The 23,836-nt window shown below is 66.1% G+C and carries 23 protein-coding genes; 2 read left to right on the forward strand and 21 right to left on the reverse strand.

Annotation, left to right across the window (positions count from 1 at the left end; all coding sequences use genetic code 11):
• Window positions 1-80: 80 nt before the first annotated feature.
• The 17 genes from dprA to ffh form a co-directional block, all read right to left on the reverse strand.
• On the reverse strand, window positions 81-1,280 hold the full coding sequence (dprA, locus tag AC5RTE_RS03230; RefSeq protein ID WP_494039945.1) for a DNA-processing protein DprA: 1,200 nt from the start codon (window positions 1,278-1,280) through the stop codon (window positions 81-83).
• The gene (locus AC5RTE_RS03235; protein ID WP_494039946.1) at window positions 1,277-2,821 is read right to left on the reverse strand and encodes a YifB family Mg chelatase-like AAA ATPase; all 1,545 of its coding nucleotides are present in this window, start codon (window positions 2,819-2,821) and stop codon (window positions 1,277-1,279) included. Before AC5RTE_RS03235 ends, dprA begins: the two co-directional genes overlap by 4 nt.
• The gene (locus AC5RTE_RS03240) at window positions 2,822-3,178 is read right to left on the reverse strand and encodes a YraN family protein (protein WP_494039947.1); all 357 of its coding nucleotides are present in this window, start codon (window positions 3,176-3,178) and stop codon (window positions 2,822-2,824) included.
• A 144-nt stretch (window positions 3,179-3,322) separates the two neighbouring features.
• Window positions 3,323-3,649: a DUF2469 domain-containing protein gene (locus AC5RTE_RS03245; RefSeq protein WP_013601392.1), complete on the reverse strand. Its 327-nt coding sequence runs from the start codon at window positions 3,647-3,649 to the stop codon at window positions 3,323-3,325.
• A 52-nt stretch (window positions 3,650-3,701) separates the two neighbouring features.
• Complete coding sequence (rnhB, locus tag AC5RTE_RS03250; RefSeq protein ID WP_494039948.1) at window positions 3,702-4,481, reverse strand: ribonuclease HII; 780 nt, start codon at window positions 4,479-4,481, stop codon at window positions 3,702-3,704.
• Between the two features lie 2 nt (window positions 4,482-4,483).
• Window positions 4,484-5,311 (reverse strand): signal peptidase I, encoded by an 828-nt coding sequence (gene lepB, locus AC5RTE_RS03255; RefSeq protein ID WP_494039949.1) that lies wholly within the window; start codon window positions 5,309-5,311, stop codon window positions 4,484-4,486.
• Entirely contained in the window at window positions 5,312-5,989 is a 678-nt protein-coding gene (gene lepB, locus AC5RTE_RS03260; RefSeq protein WP_494039950.1) for a signal peptidase I, read from the reverse strand.
• A gap of 83 nt (window positions 5,990-6,072) precedes the next feature.
• Window positions 6,073-6,432: a 50S ribosomal protein L19 gene (gene rplS, locus AC5RTE_RS03265; protein WP_494039951.1), complete on the reverse strand. Its 360-nt coding sequence runs from the start codon at window positions 6,430-6,432 to the stop codon at window positions 6,073-6,075.
• Window positions 6,433-6,691: 259 nt separating this feature from the next.
• Window positions 6,692-7,504 (reverse strand): tRNA (guanosine(37)-N1)-methyltransferase TrmD, encoded by an 813-nt coding sequence (gene trmD, locus AC5RTE_RS03270; protein ID WP_494039952.1) that lies wholly within the window; start codon window positions 7,502-7,504, stop codon window positions 6,692-6,694.
• A complete protein-coding gene (rimM, locus tag AC5RTE_RS03275) occupies window positions 7,505-8,050 on the reverse strand; it encodes a ribosome maturation factor RimM (protein ID WP_494039953.1) in 546 nt (181 codons plus the stop codon).
• A gap of 102 nt (window positions 8,051-8,152) precedes the next feature.
• A complete protein-coding gene (locus tag AC5RTE_RS03280) occupies window positions 8,153-8,395 on the reverse strand; it encodes an RNA-binding protein (protein WP_013601399.1) in 243 nt (80 codons plus the stop codon).
• A 1-nt stretch (window position 8,396) separates the two neighbouring features.
• Window positions 8,397-8,813, reverse strand: a complete 417-nt coding sequence (gene rpsP, locus AC5RTE_RS03285) for a 30S ribosomal protein S16 (RefSeq protein ID WP_494039954.1) — start codon at window positions 8,811-8,813, stop codon at window positions 8,397-8,399.
• A gap of 203 nt (window positions 8,814-9,016) precedes the next feature.
• Window positions 9,017-9,457 (reverse strand): hypothetical protein, encoded by a 441-nt coding sequence (locus tag AC5RTE_RS03290; RefSeq protein WP_494040147.1) that lies wholly within the window; start codon window positions 9,455-9,457, stop codon window positions 9,017-9,019.
• 131 nt (window positions 9,458-9,588) lie between these two features.
• Entirely contained in the window at window positions 9,589-10,464 is an 876-nt protein-coding gene (locus AC5RTE_RS03295; RefSeq protein ID WP_494039955.1) for a VOC family protein, read from the reverse strand.
• Between the two features lie 103 nt (window positions 10,465-10,567).
• Complete coding sequence (locus AC5RTE_RS03300; protein WP_494039956.1) at window positions 10,568-11,650, reverse strand: amidohydrolase family protein; 1,083 nt, start codon at window positions 11,648-11,650, stop codon at window positions 10,568-10,570.
• Window positions 11,651-11,730: 80 nt separating this feature from the next.
• Window positions 11,731-12,465 (reverse strand): alpha/beta hydrolase, encoded by a 735-nt coding sequence (locus tag AC5RTE_RS03305; protein WP_494039957.1) that lies wholly within the window; start codon window positions 12,463-12,465, stop codon window positions 11,731-11,733.
• Window positions 12,466-12,567: 102 nt separating this feature from the next.
• Window positions 12,568-14,151, reverse strand: a complete 1,584-nt coding sequence (ffh, locus tag AC5RTE_RS03310) for a signal recognition particle protein (RefSeq protein WP_494039958.1) — start codon at window positions 14,149-14,151, stop codon at window positions 12,568-12,570.
• Between the two features lie 84 nt (window positions 14,152-14,235).
• Here ffh and AC5RTE_RS03315 point away from each other — a divergent pair, with 84 nt between their 5' ends.
• Window positions 14,236-15,639: a glucose-6-phosphate dehydrogenase gene (locus tag AC5RTE_RS03315; RefSeq protein ID WP_494039959.1), complete on the forward strand. Its 1,404-nt coding sequence runs from the start codon at window positions 14,236-14,238 to the stop codon at window positions 15,637-15,639.
• Between the two features lie 128 nt (window positions 15,640-15,767).
• On the opposite strand, the gene AC5RTE_RS03320 is transcribed toward AC5RTE_RS03315, so the two are convergent.
• Window positions 15,768-16,106 (reverse strand): P-II family nitrogen regulator, encoded by a 339-nt coding sequence (locus AC5RTE_RS03320; RefSeq protein ID WP_050687078.1) that lies wholly within the window; start codon window positions 16,104-16,106, stop codon window positions 15,768-15,770.
• The gene (locus AC5RTE_RS03325) at window positions 16,103-17,464 is read right to left on the reverse strand and encodes an ammonium transporter (protein WP_494039960.1); all 1,362 of its coding nucleotides are present in this window, start codon (window positions 17,462-17,464) and stop codon (window positions 16,103-16,105) included. Before AC5RTE_RS03325 ends, AC5RTE_RS03320 begins: the two co-directional genes overlap by 4 nt.
• A 226-nt stretch (window positions 17,465-17,690) precedes the next feature.
• Between AC5RTE_RS03325 and AC5RTE_RS03330 the strand changes: the two genes are divergently transcribed.
• Complete coding sequence (locus tag AC5RTE_RS03330) at window positions 17,691-18,953, forward strand: MFS transporter (RefSeq protein WP_494039961.1); 1,263 nt, start codon at window positions 17,691-17,693, stop codon at window positions 18,951-18,953.
• Here the strand turns inward: AC5RTE_RS03330 and ftsY are convergent.
• Both ftsY and smc read right to left on the reverse strand, forming a co-directional pair.
• Window positions 18,950-20,158 (reverse strand): signal recognition particle-docking protein FtsY, encoded by a 1,209-nt coding sequence (ftsY, locus tag AC5RTE_RS03335; RefSeq protein WP_494039962.1) that lies wholly within the window; start codon window positions 20,156-20,158, stop codon window positions 18,950-18,952. The genes AC5RTE_RS03330 and ftsY overlap by 4 nt on opposite strands.
• A 70-nt stretch (window positions 20,159-20,228) precedes the next feature.
• Entirely contained in the window at window positions 20,229-23,816 is a 3,588-nt protein-coding gene (smc, locus tag AC5RTE_RS03340; RefSeq protein WP_494039963.1) for a chromosome segregation protein SMC, read from the reverse strand.
• Window positions 23,817-23,836: the final 20 nt, after the last annotated feature.

The following is a 23,836-nucleotide window of genomic DNA, read 5'->3' on the forward strand; positions in this document are numbered from 1 at the left end:
CTGTCTCAGCTGTTGGTCCGGTTCGGATGACTGACACGGTACGTCCTGCGCGGCGTCGCGTCCCGCCCTTGACCAGCTTTTCAAGCTGTCCCCTTGCCCCGCTTCCAGCCGCCTTTCTCGGACACAGCCAACCCAAGCAGCCCGAGCCGGCCCAGCCCGGCGCGGACGGACTCGTTGCTCAAGCCGGCGACGGAGCATAGTTTTTCTACCGATGTGGTGGAGCGAAGCGGCAATGCATCCAGAAGGATCAGATCCTCCAGGGTCAGCCCGTCCTGGACTTCCGCTGCAACCCGGCGCGGTTCTGGCAGCCCGCCTCCACTGGGCGCTGCAAGTTCAGCGATTTCTGCGGCGTCAGTAACGCAGATGGCACCCCCGTCCCGCAGCAGCCGGTGGCAGCCGGCGGAGTTGGCACTGTGGACAGAACCGGGGACAGCCCCGACGGCGCGGCCGAGCGTTTCGGCATGGTGTGCGGTGTTCAGCGCCCCGGACCGCCATCGGGCCTCCACCACGACGGTCACTGCGGACAGAGCCGCGATGAGTCTGTTCCGTTGAAGGAAGCGGTAGCGGGTGGGGGCCGAGCCCGGCGGAACCTCCGCGATCACCGCCCCCTGGTTGCAGACGGCGCGGAGGAGGTCCTCGTTGCCCGACGGGTAGAAGCGGTCTACGCCCCCGGCCATCACGGCAATGGTTGGCATGGTGCTCGAACCGCCCGCCAGTGCGGCACGGTGGGCATGCGCGTCAATGCCGTAGGCTCCGCCGGACACCACGGTAAGGCCGCGCTGCGCGAGGGAGTAGGCGATGTCCCCCGTCACCGACGCACCGTAGCTGGTGCTGTCGCGGGACCCTACCAGGGCGATGCACTTGTCTGCGGCGGGAAGAGGCTGCTCGTGTCCCCTCCACCACAGGCAGATCGGTTCCTGAATTCCAAGGTCGGCCAGCTGCACCGGCCATAACTCGTCTGAGGGGATGATCAGCCTGCCGCCCAGCCGCGCCACGGTGGCGAGGTCCCGTTCCGGGGCGAGGTCCGGGATCCGCGGCTGCCAGCGTTTTATCGCTGCCGCCATCCCGGCCCAGCTGGTAGTGGAACCACTGTCCGCGAGCAGCGCGGAGACTTCCTGTTCCAACCCCGGCCCGGCTGCCACCTGGCCGGTGGCTATCCGGAGAGCGTCCACTGCCCCGCATACCTGCACGAGGGCCAGGCCTGCTGCGTCCTGGGGCTCCATGAGCCGGGCAAGCGCCGCACGGGAAAGTCTCTCGGTGTCCACTGCCGTTCCATTCATGCGGCCACCGCCGCTGCCTGCCGCAGGCCCAAAGCTTGCCCTATATCGTTTGTGTCCGGCCTTTCCCGATGCCCAAGGTCCGCCAGCGTCCAGGCAAGGCGCAATACACGGTCATAGCCACGGGCGGTGAGGACACCGCGCTCGAGTGAATGGTCGAGAATGCGGGTGGCGGCCGGAGCGAGCCGCAGTTCTCCGCGCAGCACCCGCCCCGGCACCTGCGAGTTTGTTTCCAGTCCGAGGGGCATCAACCGTTCAAGCTGACGTCCGCGCGCATTTCGGACGCGGGCGGCAACGGAAGCGGTATCCTCTTCCACGCCCGCTTGACCAAACTCAGCCAGGGATACCCGCTCTACCTGCAGCTGGATATCCACCCGGTCTAGCAGTGGCCCGGACATCCGGGCCAGGTACCGCCTGCGCATCATGGGGGTGCAGGTGCAGTCCAGCCCTTTGCCGGAGGCCTTGCCGCAGGGGCAGGGGTTGGCTGCCAGGACCAGTTGGAAGCGGGCAGGGTAGGCAGCTGTTCCTGCGGATCGGTGGATCACCAGCTCACCGCTTTCCAGGGGCTGGCGCAGGGCATCGAGCACCCGGCGCTCGTACTCGGGTGCCTCGTCCAAAAACAGGACGCCCCGGTGCGCGCGGGAGGCAGCGCCTGGCCTGGGGAGGCCCGAACCGCCGCCTATGATGGCTGCGGCCGTAGCCGAGTGGTGCGGGCTTTCGAAGGGAGGCCGCCGCAGCAGCTGGACCGCTGACGACGGCAGGCCGCACAGTGAGTGGATGGCAGTGACTTCCATGGCCTCGTGGTCCCCCAGGTCCGGCAGGAGTCCGGGGAGGCGCTCCGCCAGCATTGTTTTGCCGGCACCGGGAGGTCCGGTCAGGAGCAGGTGGTGGGCTCCGGCGGCCGCGACTTCGAGGGCCTGCCGGGCATCACCCTGGCCTGAGACGTCCGCCATGTCCGGATGCACCGCCGCTTCCTCCGGACCGTCGCAGGGAAGCTCAGGGTCTTCCGGTTCGAAGTCCAGCGCGAGTTCCTGCGGGTCTGCACCGGAATCCAGTGCCAGCCGGGCAAGGGTCCGGTATCCCCTGACGTTGGCGCCGGGCACCAGGGCGGCCTCCGCAAGATTTGCCTGTGCTACAACGACGTCCGGATACCCTGCCTGCACAGACGCCATAACGGCCGGAAGGATTCCACGGACCGGGCGCAGCCTGCCATCAAGTCCCAGCTCCGCGATAAAGACGGTATTGCCGGTGGGCTTGATATCGTTCGCGGCGCGGAGCACGGCCATGGTGACCGCGAGGTCGAACCCGGACCCTCGTTTAGGAAGGGAGGCAGGAATCAGGTTCGCGGTAATTTTCCGGCGGCTGAGCGGAATACCGGAGTTTTTGGCGGCAGACCGGATGCGTTCCTTGGCCTCGTTCAGGGAAGCGTCCGGCAGGCCGAGGAGCACAAATGCCGGCAGCGTTTGGCCGATATCAGCCTCAACTTCCACGATGTACCCGTTCAGGCCCACCAGCGCGATGGAGTACGTTCTTCCGAGGGCCATTTATCCCACCCCCTTGAGGTGCTCCACGAGGGGTTCACCGGCGCCGCCGTCCACAACTGCGACCACGTCCACGCGCCGCAGGGGCATCCGCAACTCCCGGTCCCGGCACCAGGCGGAGCCGAGCCGGTGAAGTCGTGCAAGCTTCTCCGGGCCCACCGCTTCGAAAGGGTGGCCGTAGTCGAGGGAACGGCGCGTTTTGACTTCGGCAATAACCAGGGCGTCACCGTCGAGGGCCACGATGTCGATTTCGCCCTCGGTGCAGCGCCAGTTGCGCTCCAACACCAACATGCCCAGCGACTCAAGATAACGGGCCGCGAGGTCCTCGCCGTGCCGGCCCAACAGGTCTTTTGATTTCATCTTCTACCTCCGCAACCAGCCTGAGGCTGCAGGGTTGCAAAGGTAAGGGAGCCTGTTTCCTATGTGTACTAAGGCCCCTGTGCAGGAAAAGTCAGCAGTTAAGGAAGTGCCGGAAGCGCACGGAAGGCCGAGGCATGTCCGGGACTACTGGCCCAGGTCGACGTCCTTGGGCAGGGCCAGTTCCTCATTGCGCGGCAGTTCTTCCACGTTGACGTCCTTGAACGTGAGGACCCGGACGCTTTTGACGAAACGGGCGGACCGGTATACATCCCATACCCAGGCGTCCTGCAGGGTCAGGTCGAAATAGACCTCACCGTCGGCACTGCGCGCCTGCAGGTCCACGTGGTTGGCCAGGTAAAAGCGCCGTTCGGTCTCGACAACGTAGCTGAACAGTCCGACGACGTCGCGGTATTCACGGTAGAGCTGCAGCTCCATGTCGGTTTCATAGTTTTCAAGATCCTCAGCACTCATGTTTCCATCTTGCACCATTGGCGGTGCCGCTGGTGGCCGTGCCCGGACGGAGTCAGGCTTCGATCCCCGGTTCGTCTTCGCCGGCAAGCCCGCCGTCCAGCAACTCCCCGCCGAGCAGGCGCCAGCTTACGCGGTGGTAGGGCGTGGGCCCTGCCGCCCGAAGGACATCCCGGTGCAGGACGGTGGCGTAGCCCTTGTTGATGTCCCAGCCGAAGTCCGGGTACTCAGCGTGAAGATTGCGCATCATCCTGTCCCGCTCCACCTTGGCGATGACGCTGGCGGCGGCAACGCTTTGGCACTGCATGTCGGCCTTGATCTTGGTGTGCACAGGCGCGTCGCAACCGGCGTCAAGAACCGGCCCGTCAAACAGCGACAGTTGATCCGCGGGTGAAAGCCAGTTATGGCTTCCGTCCAGAAGCACCAGGTCGGGGGTGACTCCCGCGGCCAGGATTTCCTGCCATGCCCGCGTTCCGGCCAGCCGCAGGGCAGCGATGATGCCGACGTCATCGATTTCCTGCGCGGACGCGTGGCCCACGGCCGAGGCGACACTCCACCGCCGGACCAGCGGGTCCAGCCGTTCCCGTTCTGCGGGGCTAAGGAGCTTGCTGTCCCTCACACCGGCGAGCGGCTTCTGGCGCTCCAGGTCCACCACCGCGATTCCGACACTTACCGGACCTGCAAGGGCGCCGCGTCCCACTTCGTCAACGCCGGCAACCAGCCGCGCTCCCTGGGCCTTGAACGTGCGTTCGTGCCTCAAGGTAGGGGCTTTTGAGGCTGCCTTCGTGGAACCGGTCCTTGCCTTGGCGGCGCCGGCCTGAACTGCGGAGGGCATGGTCAGGGCGCCGCCGGTACGTTCTCGAATACGTCCTCGTGGTTGTCGAGGGCAGTGATGCGGTTCAACGGCCAGGCGATGACCGCGGCCTTGCCTTCGAGGTCGGCGATGTCGATGAACCCGCCATCGGAGTCCATATGGGCCCTGGAATCGGCGGAGTGGTTGCGGTTGTCGCCCATTACCCACACCTTGCCTTCGGGGACAGTCACATCGAAGTTGCGGATCTGTGGAACCTCAGCGGAATTGACGTAGCTTTCGTCAATGGCAGTCCCATTAATGGTCAGTTTACCGCCGGCATCACAGCAGACCACATGGTCCCCCGGCAGCCCGATGACCCTCTTGACCAGATGCTGTTCGGAGTTGTCCGGGAGCAGGCCCACGAAGGTCAGGCCGTCCTGGACCCAGGTGAACGGTCCTTCAGCCCTTTCCTCCGCAGCCGGCAACCAGCCCTTGGTGTCGCGGAAGACCACGACGTCCCCGCGGCTCAACGAGAACGGTTCGGGCACCAGGAGGTTGACGAAGATCCGGTCATCGATGTCCAGAGTGTTGACCATGGACTCGGAAGGGATGAAGAACGCACGGAACAGGAAGGTCTTAATCAGGAAGGAGAGCACCACGGCGATCACCACCACGGTGGCAATTTCCTTCAGCCAGGCGAGCACCTGGCTTCCGCCGGCCTTCTCCCCGGCCCTGGCTGCGGCGCGGCTGCCCGCCGCCTCGGGGGCAGGTACTCCGGAATCCGCGGCGGCTGCCTCAGGTGCGGCGCCGGCCCGGGACTCGGAAGCTCCGTCGGGACGCGGTTCGGGTGTCCGCGCGTGGTTCTCGGGCATCTACTGTCCGTTCTCTGTTATGGTTCCTGCCGCTGGCGGCCGAGGTACTTCAGCAAATCTATCAAGCGGCCAGATGATCTGGACCGGTCTGCCGACAACCCGGTCCACCGGAACCATTCCCCCGCCGGGAGCGCCGAGCAGGCTCCGGGAATCAGCGGACAGCGAGCGGTGGTCGCCCAGCAGCCACAGCCGCCCGTCCGGCACCTCGGCAGCGAATTTTTGCGTGCTGGGAGCGTCTCCCGGGAAAAGGTAGGGCTCAGTCAGCGGCTGGCCGTTGACCGTGATCTTCCCGTCGGGCCCGCAGCAGACTACCGTGTCCCCGGGCAGGCCGATCACCCGTTTTACGTAGGTGGTGTCGCTGCCGGTAAGGCCAAGCCATTGCGCCGCTGCCGCAATGGTGTCCACCAGCGGACCCTTGCCGCTGTTGAGCGGGGCGAAGGTTCCGCGTCCGTCGAACACCACGATGTCGCCCCGGCGGATCGGTTCGGCCCGGAAGTCGGTCCTGGACACCAGGATGCGGTCCCCGCCTTCAAGCAGAGGTTCCATGGACTCGGACGGTATGAAGTACACATCAAGCCACAGCGAGCGGACCAGCCCGCTGATGGCGACGGCCAGGACAAGGGCAAGGAACACAAAACGCCAGCCCGTTTTCCCGGGCTGGCGTTTTGTGTGGTCCATAAGTCCGTATCCTGGCGCTGGTGCATGGCTCCGGCGCTGGCCGGATACGGCTGCGGCCCTGCCTTTGTAGGTCCGCGAAGGACTTACTTGGCGGTGCTGAAGTCGCGCTTTTCCTTGATCTTCGCAGCCTTACCGCGCAGTGCGCGCATGTAGTAAAGCTTGGCGCGGCGCACGTCACCCTTGGTGACGAGTTCGATCTTTTCGATGATCGGGGAGTGTACCGGGAAGGTACGCTCCACGCCGACGCCGAAGGAAACCTTGCGGACCGTGAAGGTCTCGCGGACGCCGTTGCCCTGGCGGCCCAGGACGAAGCCCTGGAATACCTGGACACGGGTGTTCTTGCCTTCGATGATGTTCACGTGGACCTTGAGGGTGTCACCCGCGCGGAACTCGGGAACATCGGTGCGCAGCGAAGCTGCATCTACGGAATCGAGAATATGCATGATTTGCACTCCTGGTGAACGCCACGGGTCATTCACTTTGGGTCACGGCAGTCAAGCCCGGACGCTTTGCAGCGCTGCCGGAAATTACTGCCGAAAGGTAGGTCCGCCCCCTTGCACTGATTGAAGAGGACAGTTGTCTTAGCTGTTGGTTGCGCTCCCCCTGTGGCAGGTGCGGACCCAGCAGACACAAGGACCAATTTTGCCACACTCCGCCGGGTACGGCTAATTGACGCAGCCTTCCGGCGGAGCCGGTCCCCGATCAATCCGCGTGTTCACCCGGCGCGTCCGGGCGGCGCACCAGCCGGCCGCCGACGACGTCGTACCCCAGTTCCTGCAGCGCGGCGCGGTCCGTGCGGGGCAGCTTCCCGGCGTCGAACGTTTCGAGCAGGTCCGGGCGGCGCTCCGCCGTCCGTCGGAACTGCTCGCTGCGGCGCCACTGGGCGATCTTCCCGTGGTTGCCGCTGAGGAGCACGGCCGGCACCACACGATCCCGCCAGACGGAAGGCTTGGTGTAGACCGGGTATTCCAGCAGCCCGTCCGAGTGGGATTCCTCCACCAGCGACTCGGGGTTGCCCACGACGCCCGGCAGGAGCCGGCCAATGGCCTCTACCATGGCCAGTACGGCGACCTCGCCGCCGTTCAGGACGTAGTCGCCCAGGCTGACGGGGCGCACGGTGAAATGCTCCCGGGACCACTCGATGACCCTCTCATCAATGCCCTCGTAGCGTCCGCAGGCAAACGTGAGGTGTTCCTCCCCGGCCAGTTCGTAGGCCAGGGCCTGCGTAAACCGCTCTCCGGCGGGCGAGGGAACAATCAGGACCGGCTTCCCGGCGGCTTCCGGACGGTCAGCGGCTACGGAGGACAGTGCCTGCGCCCAGGGTTCCGGCTTCATCACCATTCCGGCGCCGCCACCGTAGGGTGTGTCGTCCACCGTCCGGTGCCTGTCCGTGGTGAAGGAGCGGAGATCGTGGACTCGGAGGTCCAGCAGCCCGTCCTGGCGCGCCTTGCCGATCAGCGACAGTTCCAGCGGCGCCAGGTACTCGGGAAAGATGCTGACGACGTCGATCCGCATTTACGCTTTGCCTTCAGTTTCCGGCGCCGCGGTATCGTCCGAGTTGACTTCAAAGAGGCCGTCGGGCGGAGTGAGGAGGATGAACCCTTCCTCGATGTTGACCTCGGGCACGATCTGCTCGACGAACGGAATCAGAAGCTCTTCCCCATCCGGGGTGGTAACCATCAGGAGGTCCTGCACAGGCATGGTGTTAAGTGCCGTTATCTTGCCTACGACGCGGGAGCCGACGCGGGCCTCAAGTCCGACCAGTTCGTGCTCGTACCAGCCTTCGTCATCGTCCTCGTCGAGCTCTTCGGTTTCGATGAAGAGCTTGGCTCCGCGGAGCGTTTCGGCTTCATTCCGGGTTTCAATTTCGTCGAAACCCAGCAGGAGGATGTCCTTGTTCCAGCGGGCGCTGCTCACGGTGAGCGGGCCTGCGGACACCGGTTCGACCACAAATTCAGTACCGGGCACAAACCGGTCCTCAGGGGCGTCGGTCAGTACCTGGACCGTGACTTCGCCGCGGATGCCGTGGGGTTTGCCGATTCGTGCCACCTGGAGCTGCATGTGTTCCTCTGTCTTGAATGTGGTTGCGGTGTTCCGGGGAAAGCACTCCGGCCCCTCCACCGCTGGTGGAGGGGCCGGAGCAAAACTGGTGGTGCTGAGCGCTCAGCGGCGGCGGTCGGTGTCGACGACGTCGACCCTTACCGGTTCGCCGCCGGCCAGGGCTGCCACAACGGTGCGCAGTGCGCGTGCCGTGCGGCCCTGACGGCCGATCACCCGGCCGAGGTCGTCCTGGTGGACCCGCACCTCGAGGGTGTCCCCGCGGCGGTTGCTCTTCGAGCTGACCTTGACGTCATCCGGGGAATCGACGATCCCCCGGACCAGGTGTTCCAGCGCTTCTGCCAGCAACTTACTCAGCCTCGGTGGTCTCTGCCTCGGCCGGTGCCTCGGCTGCGTCAGACTTGGATGCCTTCTTGGTGATGGCTTCCGGGATGATCACGGAACCCTTTTCCGGAGCAACGAAGGCGTCCTTCGGAGCTTTGGTCTTCAGGGTGCCTTCCTGGCCCGGGAGGCCCTTGAACTTCTGCCAGTCACCGGTGATCTTGAGGATCGCGGCGACCTGCTCGGACGGCTGGGCGCCGACGGACAGCCAGTACTGGGCACGCTCGGAGTTGACCTCGATGTATGAGGGCTCTTCGGTGGGGTGGTACTTGCCGATCTCCTCGATGGCGCGGCCGTCACGCTTGGTGCGTGAGTCCGCGACGACGATGCGGTAGTACGGTGCGCGCATTTTGCCAAAGCGCTTAAGGCGAATCTTTACGGCCACTTTTGTGGTCACTCCTGTTTCAGAAAGGGGTTGAACCCGGCGTTCTGCACCCGTGGGGCGGGCCGTACTTGCGGGTTCGAAGGACAGGATCCGGACGCGGAGAGAGGGGCCACGCGGATCGAGTACCTGTTTATTGTGCCAGATGAAGGCCGGGATTTCGACTTGGCGCCCCGCCTTCCGCTGCCCGGGATGCTTCGGGGGCGTCAGGAGGACCAGACGTACAGGCCGGTACGTTCCGTATCGTCGATTCCGCCGGCCAGTTTTGCCAGCTGCTGAACGTAACCGCGTGCCTCGTCTGCTCCAAACGGCATGTCGTCCTGGGCGGCCCACTGCTCGGCAACGTCGTCGAGGATGTTGCCCTCCCCCTCGGTTTCATAGGAGAGCAGGTCCGCCAGGGCACGGACCATGGCTGCGGGGACCGCCAGGAGCGAGTCGCTGGCCACATCCACCATGGTCAGCTCGTAATCAGCCCCGCCGGCGTGCACAGCAGTGCCCGCCAAGTCACCGAGCTGTTCCACTTCGAAATCGCTGATTCCCTGGATCCTGACGGCGTCGGCGGCAGGCGCCTGTCCGCCCTGGTCCAGGAGTGCGGCGCGCTTAAGCGCGCCATCGTGCGTGGCCACAAAGATTTCGGTGAAGCCCATGGGAATTGCCCTCATTCCGTCGACGGTACGGCCTTGGGGAGATCGGCATCCGCCGCCCCGGCCGTTCAGCTTCAGCCTATTACACAGCCCGCCGCTGCCTGGCGGCCGACCTGGGCGCGGGCACGCCGGCGTTAGTGGACCGCTACCCGGATGCGGTTGCGCCAGGGATCCTCGAACCGCAGTTCGGCGCCGGTGTGGTGCGCCGGCACGCCCGCGACCTTCAGCCTGTCAGCCAGCGCCCCGACGTCGTCGCCGGACGGCACCTCGATGAGCACCTCGCCGAGGCCGAGGGTGTCCTTGCGCGGGCCGGCACCACGGCTGTTCCAGACGTTCATGGCCATGTGGTGATGGTAGCGGCCGGCCGAGACGAACAACGCCTGCCCGTGCCAGCCGGCGGTTTTCTCGAACCCAAGGATTCCCACATAGAAGTCGCGCGCCGACTGGACGTCGCCCACCTGGAGGTGGACGTGGCCCACTCCCGCCGCGGAGCCGTGCTGGCGCTCAAGGGATTCCTCGGTGAGGTGCTGTTCCAGGTAGCGCTGCGGTGGCAGGGCCAGGCTGTCCATGACCACGTCCGTGCCGTTCCATGACCAGTTGCTCCGGGGCCGGTCCCAGTAAAGCTCTATGCCGTTGCCCTCGGGGTCGTTGAAGTAGAAGGCTTCGCTGACTAGGTGGTCGGCGCTGCCCGTGAAGGAGCGGGGTTCGAATTGGGCGGCAGTGGCGATGGTGGCCGCGAGGTCTGCCTGGTTTTCGAACAGCAGGGCGGTGTGGAAGAGGCCGGCCTCTCCCCTGCCCGGGAGGTTCAGCCCCGGCCCGGGCGCCAGGTGCACCAGGGGCTTTTGCAGCCGGCCCAAGTACAGCCCGCCGTCCTGTTCCGCGACCACCTCAAGCCCCAGGGCGCGCTGGTAGTAATCGGTCATCACCTTCATGTCCCCCACTTTGAGCATTACGGTGCCCATGGTGAGTTCGGCAGGAAGAAGATCCTGGGTAGCGGCTTCTGTAGTCATCAAATTCTCCCGGTCCTTGGGCCCTTGGGGTACGCAGGCCTTTGACTGTTAAAATTACTTGAAGCTTCAATTTATTCCAAGTGGTGAAGCCGAATACCCTGGATCAGCGAAGCACGCGGCCTCCCAGGACCACATGCGCGGGCGCGCTGATGGTCTCGGGTACCCTCCGCGGGTCCTCCCGGCACAGCACGACGTCGGCACGGGCCCCCTCCTGCAGCGCCTCGGCGCCCAGCCAGTTGCGTGCTCCCCAGCAGGCGGCATCAAGGGCGGCGGATATGGGCAGTCCCGCGTGGTGGAGGGCGAGGATTTCTTCGGCGATCCTGCCATGCCGGATAACGCTGCCGGCATCGGTGCCGGCGTAGAGTCGCACTCCCGCCTCATACGCTTCCAGCACCCGCTCAGCCCGGCGCTCCCACAATGTCCGCATGTGTGCGGCGTACCGGGGAAACTTGGGTTCCGCCTGCGCCGCGATGTCCGGAAACGCGGCGATGTTGATGAGGGTGGGGACGATGGGGACGCCCTGCTCCACGAACCGCGGGAGGTGGCGCGGCAGGAGGCCGGTGGCGTGTTCGATGCAGTCGATGCCTGCGTCCAGCATCTGGTCCAGGGTGTCTTCGGCGAAGCAATGGGCGGTAATCCGGGCGCCTTCGTCATGCACCGCCTGAACGGCGTCCCTGACGGCGGCGGCGGGAAACGACGGCGCGAGGTCGCCGGCCTCCCGGTCGATCCAGTCCCCCACAAGCTTGACCCAGCCGTCGCCGTCACGGGCCTGCTTCCGGACGGCTTCAACAAGGCCGTCCGGTTCCACTTCTTCAGCGAAGCCCCGCAGGTACCTCCGGGTCCGGGCAACATGCCTGCCGGCGCGGATCAGTACCGGCGCGTCGTGGCTGTCCTGAAGGAAGCGCGTGTCAGCCGGGGAGCCGGCGTCCCGGACCAGCAGTGTGCCTGCGTTCAGGTCGGTTCTGGCCTGTTCCGCGGCCGTCGCCGGATCCACCGCGCCGTCGGGTCCCAGCCCGATGTGGCAGTGGGCGTCCACGAATCCGGGAAGCACCCAGCCGTCCAGGACTTGTTCCGGCTTCCCTGGCGGCCGGTGGAACGTGAGCCTTCCGTCCACGGACCACAGCCCGCGCTCCTGGCTGTCGGGACCAGTCAGGACGGTTCCAGTGAACTGGATGGTTTTTTCCATGCACATGCCTCTTTCCGTCCGGAAGCCCTTACCGGCCGCGGCCATGGGCTCCCGTACAACGCCGCGGGGTACCGGAACGCCTAGGAGGCCTGCGCCGACTGGACCCGGTTGACGCCGCTGATAAATGAGCGGATGATGCGGTCCCCTTCAAGGGAGTCGTGGGGCCGGTGCCCTCCCGCCGCCGTCCGGTGCAGGGCCCCGGTTTCCCGCAGGTAACCTGCGATCTCCTCGTAGAGCGGCTCCCATCCTCCGGTCAGGACGAGGGTGGGAACGCCCGGGACAATGTGCAGCGGGGCTTCCCAGGAGGGGGCCTGAAGCCGGAGCCGCCTGGCGGATCGCTTTTCCTCCGCCGTGGCCGGCTGCTGCAGGTCCGTGGCGTAGACCCTGCGGACGAATTCGCGCTGGAAGTCCTGGTCGCTCATCTGTTGCCGGACGTCGAACAGGGGCTGCATCAGCCCGATGTGCGCTGCCGTGGCCGGCAGCTCGGCCGTCAGTGACAGACAGGCGGGCTCAACCAAGGTGAGGGAAAAGACCAGGTCGGGCCGTTCCACGGCGGCCATCATGGCCGCGATGGCTCCCTGCGAATGTGCCACGACATGACCTCCGGCAGCACCCCTGCCGTCGTCAGCCAGGGACCGCAGCACAATGGCTGTGTCCTCTTCGAAAGAGGCCTGGACAGGCTCCGCCAGGGGGTCGTAGCCATGGCGGCGCAGGAACAGTGCGTCATAGGACAGTGCCATGCCGTGCTGGCGCGGCCAGGCAGCGGAGCCGAAGCTGCCGGCACCGTGCACGAACACTACCCTCTGCTTGAACATGACCCAACCCTATTCGACTCCGCCGACTTCACAGCCGGGCTTCGCCCGGTGTCGCTGTGAACCCTTCACAACGACCCTTGGCGGGGACTGGTTGCGGACGTGTTACTTGCCGAGGAACTTGTCAAAGCCCTTGGGCAGGTTCAACTGGGAAGGGTCGAAGTCGCCTCCCTGCTGGCCGAAGGCGGCTCCGGTGGGCAGTGCCTTGGCAGCGTTTGCGCGGCGGGCTTCGGCATCCTTACGCTCCTGCGCAGCCTTTGCAGGGTTGCCGGACTTGGCCTTTTTCTTGGGGGCGTTCTTTGCGTTCTTCCGCGCGCCGCCGCCCGCACCGGGCATGCCCGGCATCCCGGGCATGCCGGGCATCCCGCCCTGGGCCATCTTCTTCATCATCTTCTGGGCCTGCGCAAAACGCTCCAAAAGGCCGTTGACCTCTGAGACGTGCACACCGGAACCGCGGGCGATGCGGGCCCGGCGGGACCCGTTGATGATCTTGGGAGCCACGCGCTCGTGCGGCGTCATGGACCGGACAATGGCTTCGACACGGTCGATTTCGCGCTCGTCGAACTGCTCGAGCTGCTGGCGGATGTTCTGCGCGCCCGGCATCATCATGAGCATCTTCTTCATGGAGCCCATGTTGCGGATCTGCTGCATCTGGGCCAGGAAGTCGTCCAGGGTGAAGTCCTCCTGGTCGGCGAACTTCTTCGCCATCCTGGCGGCTTCGTCCTTGTCCCAGGACTTCTCGGCCTGCTCGATGAGCGTGAGGACATCACCCATATCGAGGATGCGGGAGGCCATCCGGTCCGGGTGGAAGAGTTCGAAGTCGTCCAGGCCCTCGCCGGTGGACGCAAACATCACGGGCTTGCCGGTGACCGACGCGACCGAGAGGGCGGCACCGCCGCGGGCGTCGCCGTCCAGCTTGGACAGCACGATGCCGGTGAAGTTGACGCCCTCATCGAAGGCGAGGGCCGTGTTGACGGCGTCCTGGCCGATCATGGCATCGATGACGAACAGGACTTCGTTGGGAACAATGGCGCGGCGGATCTGCCGTGCCTGCTCCATCATGTCCGCATCGACGCCCAGGCGGCCCGCGGTGTCCACGATGACGACGTCGTGAAGTTTCTGGCGTGCTTCCTCAACACCGGCGCGGGCCACCGCTACCGGATCCCCGGCAGGGTGCTCAAGCTCGGAGTACGTTGCTCCGGGGTGGGGCGCGAAGACGGGCACCTTGGCCCGCTCGCCAACCACCTGGAGCTGCGTGACGGCATTGGGGCGCTGCAGGTCACAGGCCACCAGCATGGGGCTGTGACCCTGGGCCTTCAGCCACTTGGACAGCTTGCCGGCGAGGGTGGTCTTGCCGGCGCCCTGGAGGCCGGCCAGCATGATGATGGTGGGGCCGTTCTTGGCCAGGCGGATGCGGCGTGTTTCGCCGCCCAGGATCTCCACCAGTTCCTCGTTGACGATCTTGACGATCTGCTGGCTGGGGTTCAGAGCACCGGAGACTTCGGCGCCGAGGGCGCGTTCGCGGACCCGGGCTGTGAATTCACGGACAACGGGGACGGCAACGTCGGCGTCCAGGAGGGCGCGGCGGATCTCGCGCACTGTGGCGTCAACATCGGCCTCAGTGAGGCGGCCCTTGCCGCGGAGATTTTTGAAGGTTGCTGTCAACCGGTCAGAGAGTGAATTGAACACGCGCCGTGCACTTCTTTCAGTGGATGATCGGGACTCGACTATCAAGGGTACCAACTCGGGCCCGCAAGGTGGCATGCTGGCAAAATGACGAGCCAAACAACAGTGAAAACCCTGCTCATCCTCGGCGCTTCCGGCGACCTTACCGGCCGGCTGCTCCTGCCCGGTCTGGCACGGCTGGTGGCAACGGGCCGCTCGGCCGGGCTCCGGCTCGTCGGGGCAGGGTCAGATCCCTGGACCCCGGAACAGTGGCGGGACAGGGTTCGGACGTCCTTTGCGGCCTCCGCCGAGTCCGCGGGCCCGGATGGCCTGCAGGCACTGGAGGACCTGGAAAAGGAGACGGTCTACCACCAGCTGGACGTCACGGCGGACGGGGCGCTGGCATCGCTGCTCGCTGCGCTGGACGGTCCCACTGCTATCTACTTCGCCCTGCCGCCCCGAATCAGCCAGCTTGCCTGCGAGGCACTCCGGCCCGGGCAGGTTCCGGCCGGAACGCGGCTGGTCATGGAAAAGCCTTTCGGCTCCAGCGAGGAATCAGCGCGCTCGCTGAACCAGACCCTGGTGCAGCTGGTACCGGAGGACCATATCCACCGGGTCGACCACTTCCTCGGCAAGGCAACGGTGCTGAACATCCTGGGCCTGCGTTTCGCCAACAACTTCCTCGAGCCGGTCTGGAACCGTCAGCACGTGGAAAAGGTGGAGATTATCTTCGACGAGGATCTCGCGCTGGAGGGCCGGGCGCGCTACTACGACGGCGCTGGCGCACTCCGGGACATGATCCAGAGCCACCTGCTCCAGATTATGGCTTTGATGGCAATGGAGCCGCCGTCGAGCATCAGTGAACGGGACCTGCGCGACGCCGTTTCCACGGTCCTGCGCGCCAGCAGCGTGCGCGCCCCCTATGCGGCTTCCACCCACAGGGCGCGCTACACAGCCGGAACCGTTGGCGGGAAGGAAGTGCCGGACTACGCCGGGGAGGAGGGTGTGGATGCTTCACGCGGCACCGAAACCCTGGCGCAGATCCAGGTGGGGATCGATAGCTGGCGCTGGAAGGGCGTTCCATTCATCCTGCGCTCCGGCAAGGCCATGGGCGCCAAGCGCAAGGAGGCCGTGGTGACGTTCCGGCCGGTCCCCCACCTTCCCCAGGGCTTTACGGGCGTGGACTCGCCAAACCAGCTGAGGATCGGCTTCGGGCCGGACACACTCCAGTTCGACGTCGATGTGAACGGTCCCGGCGACATCCTCAGCCTTAGCCGGATCACGTTGGAAGCCGAACTCAGCGCCTCTGCACTCCTGCCTTACGGTGAAGTGCTGGAGGGGGTGCTGGCCGGCGATCCGCTGCTTTCGGTCCGGGGTGATACGGCGGAGGACTGCTGGCGGATTGTCGAGCCGGTCCTGAAGGCATGGCAGGAGGGCACAGTTCCGCTGGAGGAGTACGACGCCGGATCGTCCGGGCCGGCGTCGTGGGCAGGTACCGCGCGGGCTGAGTAGGGCGGGAAGCCTGATCAGCTGGCCCCAGCGGGCTCCTAAGCGGAGGCGGGCAACAGAGAAGCGGGCAGGAAACCCTTAGGTTTCCTGCCCGCTTCCCTGTTGGTGCTTTAGCCGGGTTAGTTTCCGCCTCAGATGGCGGCGACTCCGCGTTCCCCGGTCCGGACCCGCACTGCCTCAAAGACGTCCATGGTCCAGACTTTGCCGTCCCCCGCCCGGCCCGTGTTCGAGCTCGCGATGATGACGTCCAGGATGTCATCGGCCTGCTCGTCGGTTGCAAGGACTTCCACCCGGATTTTCGGCAGGAGGTCGACGTTGTACTCGGCCCCCCGGTACACCTCGGTGTAGCCACGCTGCCGGCCGTAGCCGCTGGCCGCGCTGACCGTCAGGCCCTGCACGCCGTAGGACTCCAGGCCTTCCCGGATGGCTTCAAGCTTTTCCGGCCTGACGATTGCGGTGATCAGTTTCATGCCCCCACGCTTTCCTTGCCTGTGGCTGATTGGTTCTTCCGGTCGCCCGGCGTGGCTGCGGAAACCTCCGCGGCTTCCGGCTGGGTCTTGCCCGTGATCATGTCATGCAGCGGCTGGAAGGTGCCGCCGTGGCCGCCAACACCGAACTCGTAGGCAGTTTCGGCGTGCAGGCTGAGGTCCACACCCACCGTTTCCTGTTCCTGCGAGACCCGGAAACCCATGGTTTTGTGAATGGCCAGGGCGATGAGGGCGGTCAGGATTGCGGAGTAGGCGATGGCAATGCCGGCCGCCGCAAGCTGTGCCCACATCTGGGTCATGCCGCCGCCGTAGAAGAGGCCCCCGCCCACGCCGTCGGCGGGCAGTGCGATGAAGCCGAGGGCCACGGTGCCGATGATGCCGGAAACGAGGTGGACGCCGACGACGTCGAGCGAGTCGTCAAAGCCCCAGCGGAACTTCAGTCCCACCGCCAGGGCGGAGGCAACGCCTGCCACTACGCCGAGGCCGAGGGCGCCGACGGGGCTGACGTTGGCGCAGGCGGGGGTGATGGCCACCAGACCGGCAACCACACCGGATGCTGCACCAAGGGAGGTGGGGTGTCCGTCACGGATGCGTTCGGTGACCAGCCAGCCGAGCATTGCGGCAGCCGGTGCTGCAAGGGTGTTGACCCAGATGAGGCCGCCCTGTTCGGCGGTAGCCGCGGCGCCGCCGTTGAAGCCGAACCAGCCGAACCACAGCATGGCAGCACCGAGCATCACGAACGGGATGTTGTGCGGTCGGTGGTTGGGATCCTTGCCGAAGCCCTTGCGGTTGCCGATGATGAGGACGAGTACCAGTGCTGCGACACCTGCGTTGATGTGGACCACGGTGCCGCCGGCGAAGTCGATGGCGGGGCCGAGGGCCTGGCCCACAGCGCCTTCGGGGCCGAAGAGACCGCCGCCCCAGACCATGTAGGCCAGGGGGCAGTAAACCAGGGTGACCCAAACGGGCACGAAAACGCTCCAGGCGCCGAATTTTGCCCGGTCGGCGATGGCGCCGCTGATCAGGGCGACAGTGATGATGGCGAACGTGGCAGCGTAGCCAATCTTGATCAGCCCATCAGGAGTGTCGATACCTTCGAGGCCGAAGGTGGCGAACGGGTTGCCGACGATCTGCAGGAATCCCTCGCCGGAGCTCATGGAGGCGCCCCAAAGGACCCAGACGACGCCCACCATGCCGATGGAAATGAAGCTCATCATCATCATGTTCAGCGCGGCCTTGGCTCGGGTCATGCCGCCGTAGAAAAATGCCAGACCCGGTGTCATGAGCAGCACGAGGGCTGCCGACACCATGATCCATACGTGACCTGGGGTTAGTTCCATGGCGCACGTCCTTCCTGATCGAATAATGCGGAGTCCTCCGCCTGCCAACGCCTTTTCGCGTCCTGTAATGAGTTTGTGCGCGCCGTGTTTCGCCCGCGGAGGATTTAGATTGCCGGGCTGTTACAACAACCTCTAGGAAGTAAATGGTGCATATCTGGCTTGTTACCGTTGTGTTTCATCGTTTTCGCCGGCACCCGGCACTCAAGACTGCAAGGATTTGCGCATCATGACGGCAGCACCCCGCGGAAGCGGCGCCACAGCCAGGGTCCGGGCCCGTTTCCGGCAGCAGCGGGACCGGTTACCCCGCGACATCAAGGTGATGCTCGTCGCCGCGTTCCTTATTGCGCTGGGGTTCGGGCTTGTTGCGCCCGTATTGCCGCAGTTTGCCACCACGTTTGGGGTGGGCAACACCGAAGCGTCGGTGATTGTGGCCATCTTCGCGTTCATGCGGCTCGTGTTTGCGCCGGCGGGCGGAAGTTTGATCGGCAAGCTGGGCGAGCGGCCGGTTTACGTCGCGGGGCTGCTGATCGTGGCGCTTTCCACGGCGGCGTGCGCGTTCGCCCAGGACTACTGGCAGCTGCTGCTCTTCCGTGGCCTCGGCGGTGCAGGGTCAGTCATGTTCACCGTGGCCTCCATGGCGCTGGTGATTCGGCTGGCGCCTCCGGAAAGCCGCGGCAGGGTGTCCGGCGCGTACGCCTCGGCGTTCCTCATCGGCAATGTCTGCGGTCCCATTGTGGGCGGATTGCTCGCAGGGTTCGGCCTCCGGGTACCTTTCCTGGCCTACGCCGCGGCCCTGGCAGTGGCCGCGCTTGTGGTCCAGACGCAGCTGAGCCACGAGCGCCGGGGAACCGCCGAGGCGGAGCAGCGGGATCCGGCGATGAAGCTGGGAGAGGCCCTGGGGACTGGAGCGTACCGCGCCGCCCTGGTGTCCAGCTTCGCCAACGGGTGGGCCACTTTCGGGGTCCGTATGGCCACCGTTCCGCTGTTTGCCGCCGCGGTCTTTGGGGCCGGACCCGAGGCAGCAGGGCTTGCCCTGGCGGTGTTCGCCGCGGGCAACGCCGCGGCGCTGACCTTCTCGGGCCGCCTGGCGGACAGCCTGGGGCGCAAGCCCATGATGGTCTCGGGCCTGTTTGTGGCTGCCGCGTCGACGGCCGGGATCGGCTTCGCCGGGGATCTGGCGTGGTTCCTGGCGGCTTCGGCGCTGGCCGGCGTCGGATCCGGACTGTTCGGACCTGCCCAGCAGGCAGCGGTCGCCGATGTGATCGGCAACGGGAGGTCCGGCGGCAAGGTCCTGGCGGTCTACCAGATGACGTCCGACGTCGGCGCGATCGTTGGGCCGGTGCTGGCGGGTGTGCTTGCGGACTGGCTGGGCTACGGCTGGGCGTTCGGCGTGACGGGCGGCATCATGCTGGTTGCGGCCTGCACCTGGCTCGGCACCCGTGAGACCCTTAAGACCGCCAAGGCACCGGAGGCGGCTGACACGCCCTAGTTCAGCAGGGCGTCAACGAATGCTTCCGCCTCGAACGGGGCGAGGTCGTCTGCACCTTCACCGAGTCCGATCAGCTTGACCGGAACACCAAGGCTCTTTTGGATGGCGACGACGATCCCGCCCTTGGCCGTACCGTCCAGCTTGGTCAGGACGATTCCGGTGATGTTGACCACCTCGGAGAACACGCGTGCCTGGTTCAGGCCGTTCTGGCCGGTGGTTGCGTCGAGCACCAGGAGGACCTCGTCCACCTCAGCCAGCTTTTCCACCACGCGCTTGACCTTGCCCAGTTCGTCCATCAGGCCCACCTTGTTTTGGAGGCGGCCCGCGGTGTCGATCATCACCACGTCGACTTCCTGGTCAATGCCTGCCTTCACGGCCTCGTAGGCCACCGACGCCGGGTCCGCGCCGTGAATGTCCGACTTCACCGTGGGAACACCCACACGCTGGCCCCAGGTTGCCAACTGCTCGGCGGCGGCAGCCCGGAAGGTATCCGCGGCGCCAAGGATGACGTCCTTGTCCTCAGCCACCAGCACGCGCGCGAGTTTGCCGACAGTAGTGGTCTTACCCACGCCGTTGACGCCGACAACCATCATGACGGCGGGCCTGTCGGCATGGCGCTGGACATTCAGGGTCCGGTCCATGGTGGGGTCGACAAGCTTGATGAGTTCTTCCCGGAGCAGCACCTTGACCTGTTCGGGGGTACGGGTGCCCAGCACCTTGACGCGCTCCCGGAGTGCGTCCACGAGCTGCATGGTAGGTTCGGTGCCAAGATCCGCCAGCAGGAGGGTTTCCTCGACTTCGTCCCAGACGTTTTCGTCGATCCTGTCACTGGAGAGCAGTGCCAGCAGTCCCTTGCCCATGACGTTGTTGGAGCGCACCAGCCGTCCGCGAAGGCGCACAAGCCTGCCGGCCACCGGCATTGGCGTGTCCACGGGAATGGCTTCCAGCCCGGCTGCATCATCGGGGACCGTGGTGGTATCAAGCCCCTCCAGGTCCACCCCGTCCGGCGCCCTGCGGTCCGTCGGCGGGCCCGGGCGGTCCTCAACGGCTGTGCTTCCGCTGCGGGGCAGGACAGGATCATTGGCGTCCCGGGTTCCGGGGTACTGGGTGATGTTTTTCCGCGTTTTGAGCAGGACCGGAATCAGTCCGCCAATAACCGCCAAGGCAGCAACAATGGACAGAATTATGGGGAGGATGTCGTTCACTCCCCTAGCTTCTCATAACGGGGCGGGCGTTACGGGCGGCGCAGACGCAGCTGAACGCCGTGCGTCCTGCCTACACCTCGGGGCCCAGGCGCTGGCTGATGACGGTGGAGACGCCGTCGCCCCTCATGGTCACACCATAGAGTGCATCCGCCACTTCCATGGTCCGCTTCTGGTGGGTGATGACAATGAGCTGGCTGGATTTCCGGAGTTCTTCAAAGATAGTGATGAGCCGGCCGAGGTTCGTGTCGTCCAGGGCCGCTTCCACTTCGTCCATCACGTAGAACGGTGACGGCCGTGCCTTGAAGATCGCCACCAGCAGGGCCACCGCGGTCAGCGAGCGCTCGCCGCCGGAGAGAAGCGAAAGCCGCTTGATTTTCTTTCCCGCAGGGCGGGCTTCGACTTCGATGCCGGTGGTAAGCATGTCGGAGGGATCGGTGAGCACCAGCCGTCCTTCTCCGCCGGGAAACAGCCGTGCGAATACGCTCACAAACTGCGCCTGGGTATCCTCGAAGGCTTCCGTGAAAACACGCTGGACGCGGTCATCCACTTCCTTGATGATGTCCAGGAGGTCCTTCCGGCTGGCTTTCAGGTCCTCCAGCTGGGTGCTGAGGAACTGGTGGCGCTCCTCAAGGGCGGCGAATTCCTCCAGTGCCAGGGGGTTAACCCTGCCCAGGCTGGCCAGGTCGCGTTCTGCTTTCCTGAGCCGCTTTTCCTGCTCCTCGCGGACATACGGCTTTCCCTCAATGATTTCCGCTCCGCTGGAATCCACCGGGGCCCGCAGCGCGGCCCACTTGTCGCCGCTTTCCCGGGCAGGGACCGGGACAGGAACCGCAGGCCCGTATTCCGCCACCAGGGCATCCGGGGTGATCCCCAGCTCCTCGATGGACCGTGTTTCCAGTGCTGCAATGCGGGCCCGTTGCTGTGTGCGGGCCAGCTCGTCGCGGTGGACATTGTCCGTCAGTTCGGCCAGCTCCCGCGCCAGGAAGTCATTGGCGGTCCGGATGTTCAGCAGTTCCTTGTCACGCTGTTCCCGGTTCTCTTCAGCGAGGTCGCGTTCATGCCGTGCCAGGTCCACGGACACGTCCATGTACCGCAGGGCCAGCTCTGCGGCGGCAGCTACGGCGGCAGCCCGTTTCGCCTGGGCACGGCGGCGGCGGGCCCGCTCTGCTGCTTCTTCCCGGGCGCGGCGCTCGGTGGCAGCGGCGCGTTCCAGCGATTCCACCCGGTTCCGGGTGGCGGCGAGCTGCTCTTCGGCGCTGCGCAGCGCCAGCCGGACCTCAACCTCGGCCGCCCGGGCGGCTGCGGCGGTCCTGGCGAGCGCATCCCGGTGTTCAGTGGAGGGCTCCTGCTCCAGCGGCGCCTCCTGTGCTGCGGCGAGCCGGGCGGTCACGGCGGTAAGCGCTTCCTGCTCGGCCACCACGTTTGCTTCTGCCCTTGCCAGCGACGCGGCCAGCCGGTCGCTCTCCCCCACCGCGCTGCGAAGTACGGAGTTGAGGTACCCCAGCCGTTCCGCTACCGCTGCCAGCCTGGCGTCGGATTCGTGCAGCCGGTCAAGGGCGGCGTCCGCCTGTTCCTGCGCCCCGACACGCCGGGCCTCAGCCGCGGCAAGGGCGAACCGGTTCCGCTCCAGCTCCGCTGTGACGGCTGCGAGCCGGCTGTCGGCGTCGTCCAGTGCAGCCTGGACCTCAAGGAGGGATGGCGCCTTCGCTGATCCGCCCGCGGCTGAAACCGCGGTGAAGACATCTCCCGCCCGCGTTACCGCGGTGGTGCCGGGGCGGGCAGCCACCAGCGCGGCGGCCGCCTGAGTGTCAGCGACAACGACGGCGGCGGCCAGCAGGTGCCTCACCGCGGCGGCTGCACGCCCGGCGTGCTGCACCAGTTCCACGGCCCGGCGGGCTCCTTCGGGCAGCGCCGGGAACCCGCCGGTCCCGGCCTCCCGGGCCGCACCTGCCAGTTCGAGCAGGAACGCGGCCCTCCCGGCGTCGTCGTCCTTGAGCAGTTGAACGGCCCGTGCTGCCGCCCCGGGGTCCCGTACGAGGACCGCCTCCGACGCTTCGCCCAGGGCGGCGGCTATTGCGGTTTCATAACCCGGTTCCACTGTCAGTTCCGCCGCGAGGGTTCCCAGTACCCCGGCCATTCCCGCCTTCAGGATGTGCGCTGCCCCGTCCTTCCTGTTCAGTCCGAGCTGCAGGGCATCCCGGCGCGCGGCCAGGGCGTCGCGCTTCCTAATTCCCTCGCTCACGGCGGCTTTGAGGCCTGCGATGTCCTGGAGCACTGCATCAAGGGCTGCCCCGGCGGCCTCGTACTCGGAGTCAAGGGATTCTTCCCCTTCTTCGACGCCCGCCACCTGGTTCTCCAGCGCCGTGAACTCGGACTGGGCCTTGGCCCGCCGTTCCATCCCGGCAGCCTGGGATTCCCGGAGCCGGCCCAGCTCGGCCTGCGCCGATTCGACGCGCGACCTTGCGGCAGAGACCTGTCCGGCGAGCCGTGCCAGTCCTTCACGCCTGTCAGCCGCTGCCCGGAGCACGGCGGTGAGGCGCTTGTCTTCGGCAAGGGCGGCCGACTCTGCCTCTGCCTTCGCTGCGCTGGAGGCTTCAAGGCTGCTGCGTTTATCCAAAATGTGGCGTTCGAGCTCGGCAAGTTCCCCGCGGACCCGGGCGGCCTGCCGCTCCAGTTGTTCCGGATCCCGGCCGGCTGGCGGGGGCTCGCTGGACCCGAGCAGGCGGCTTCGCTCCTGCGCGAGGGTTCCGAGGGCACGGAGCCGTTCACGGGCAGCGGTCAGCCGGTACCAGGTGTCCCTCGCCGCGTTCAGTTTCGGGGTTGCTTCCGCTGCCAGCTGCTCCAGGGCAGCCTGCTGCCGGCGCCCGGTTTCCAGTTCCTGCGCGACGGCGGTCCGCCGGGACTTCAGCGCGGCTTCGTCAGCAACGTCCTGCTCCAGTGCTTCCTGCAGCAGGACGAGCTCATCGGCGAGAAGCCGTGCCCGGGCGTCGCGGACGTCGAACTGGACGCGCTGGGCGCGGCGGGCCACCTCGGCCTGTTTGCCCAACGGGGTCAGCTGGCGGCGGATCTCCCCCGTGAGGTCCGTGAGGCGCTGCAGGTTCGCCTGCATGGCTTCGAGCTTGCGGACTGTCCGTTCCTTGCGGCGCCGGTGTTTCAGGATGCCTGCAGCTTCCTCAATGAACCCACGCCGGTCCTCAGGGGTGGCGTGCAGGACCCGGTCCAGCTGCCCCTGGCCCACGATGACGTGCATTTCCCGGCCCAGGCCGGAATCGGACAGGAGTTCCTGGATGTCGAGCAGCCGGCATCCCGCACCGTTGATGGCGTACTCGGAACCACCGGCGCGGAAGAGTGTCCGGGATATGGTGACTTCGCTGTATTCGATGGGCAGGGCGCCATCGGCGTTGTCGATGGTCAGCGAGACGTGGGCGCGCCCGAGCGGCGCCCTGCCGGAAGTACCGGCAAAAATGACGTCTTCCATCTTGCCGCCGCGCAGGGTCTTGGCACCTTGCTCCCCCATGACCCACGCCAGGGCGTCCACCACGTTGGACTTTCCGGAACCGTTAGGGCCCACCACGGCAGTGACGCCTGGTTCGAAGTTGAAGGTGGTGGCGGACGCAAAGGACTTGAACCCCCGAACGGTAAGGCTTTTGAGGTGCAAGGCTTTTGGATCTCCTGGAT

This window comes from Arthrobacter sp. K41 (assembly GCF_059089645.1).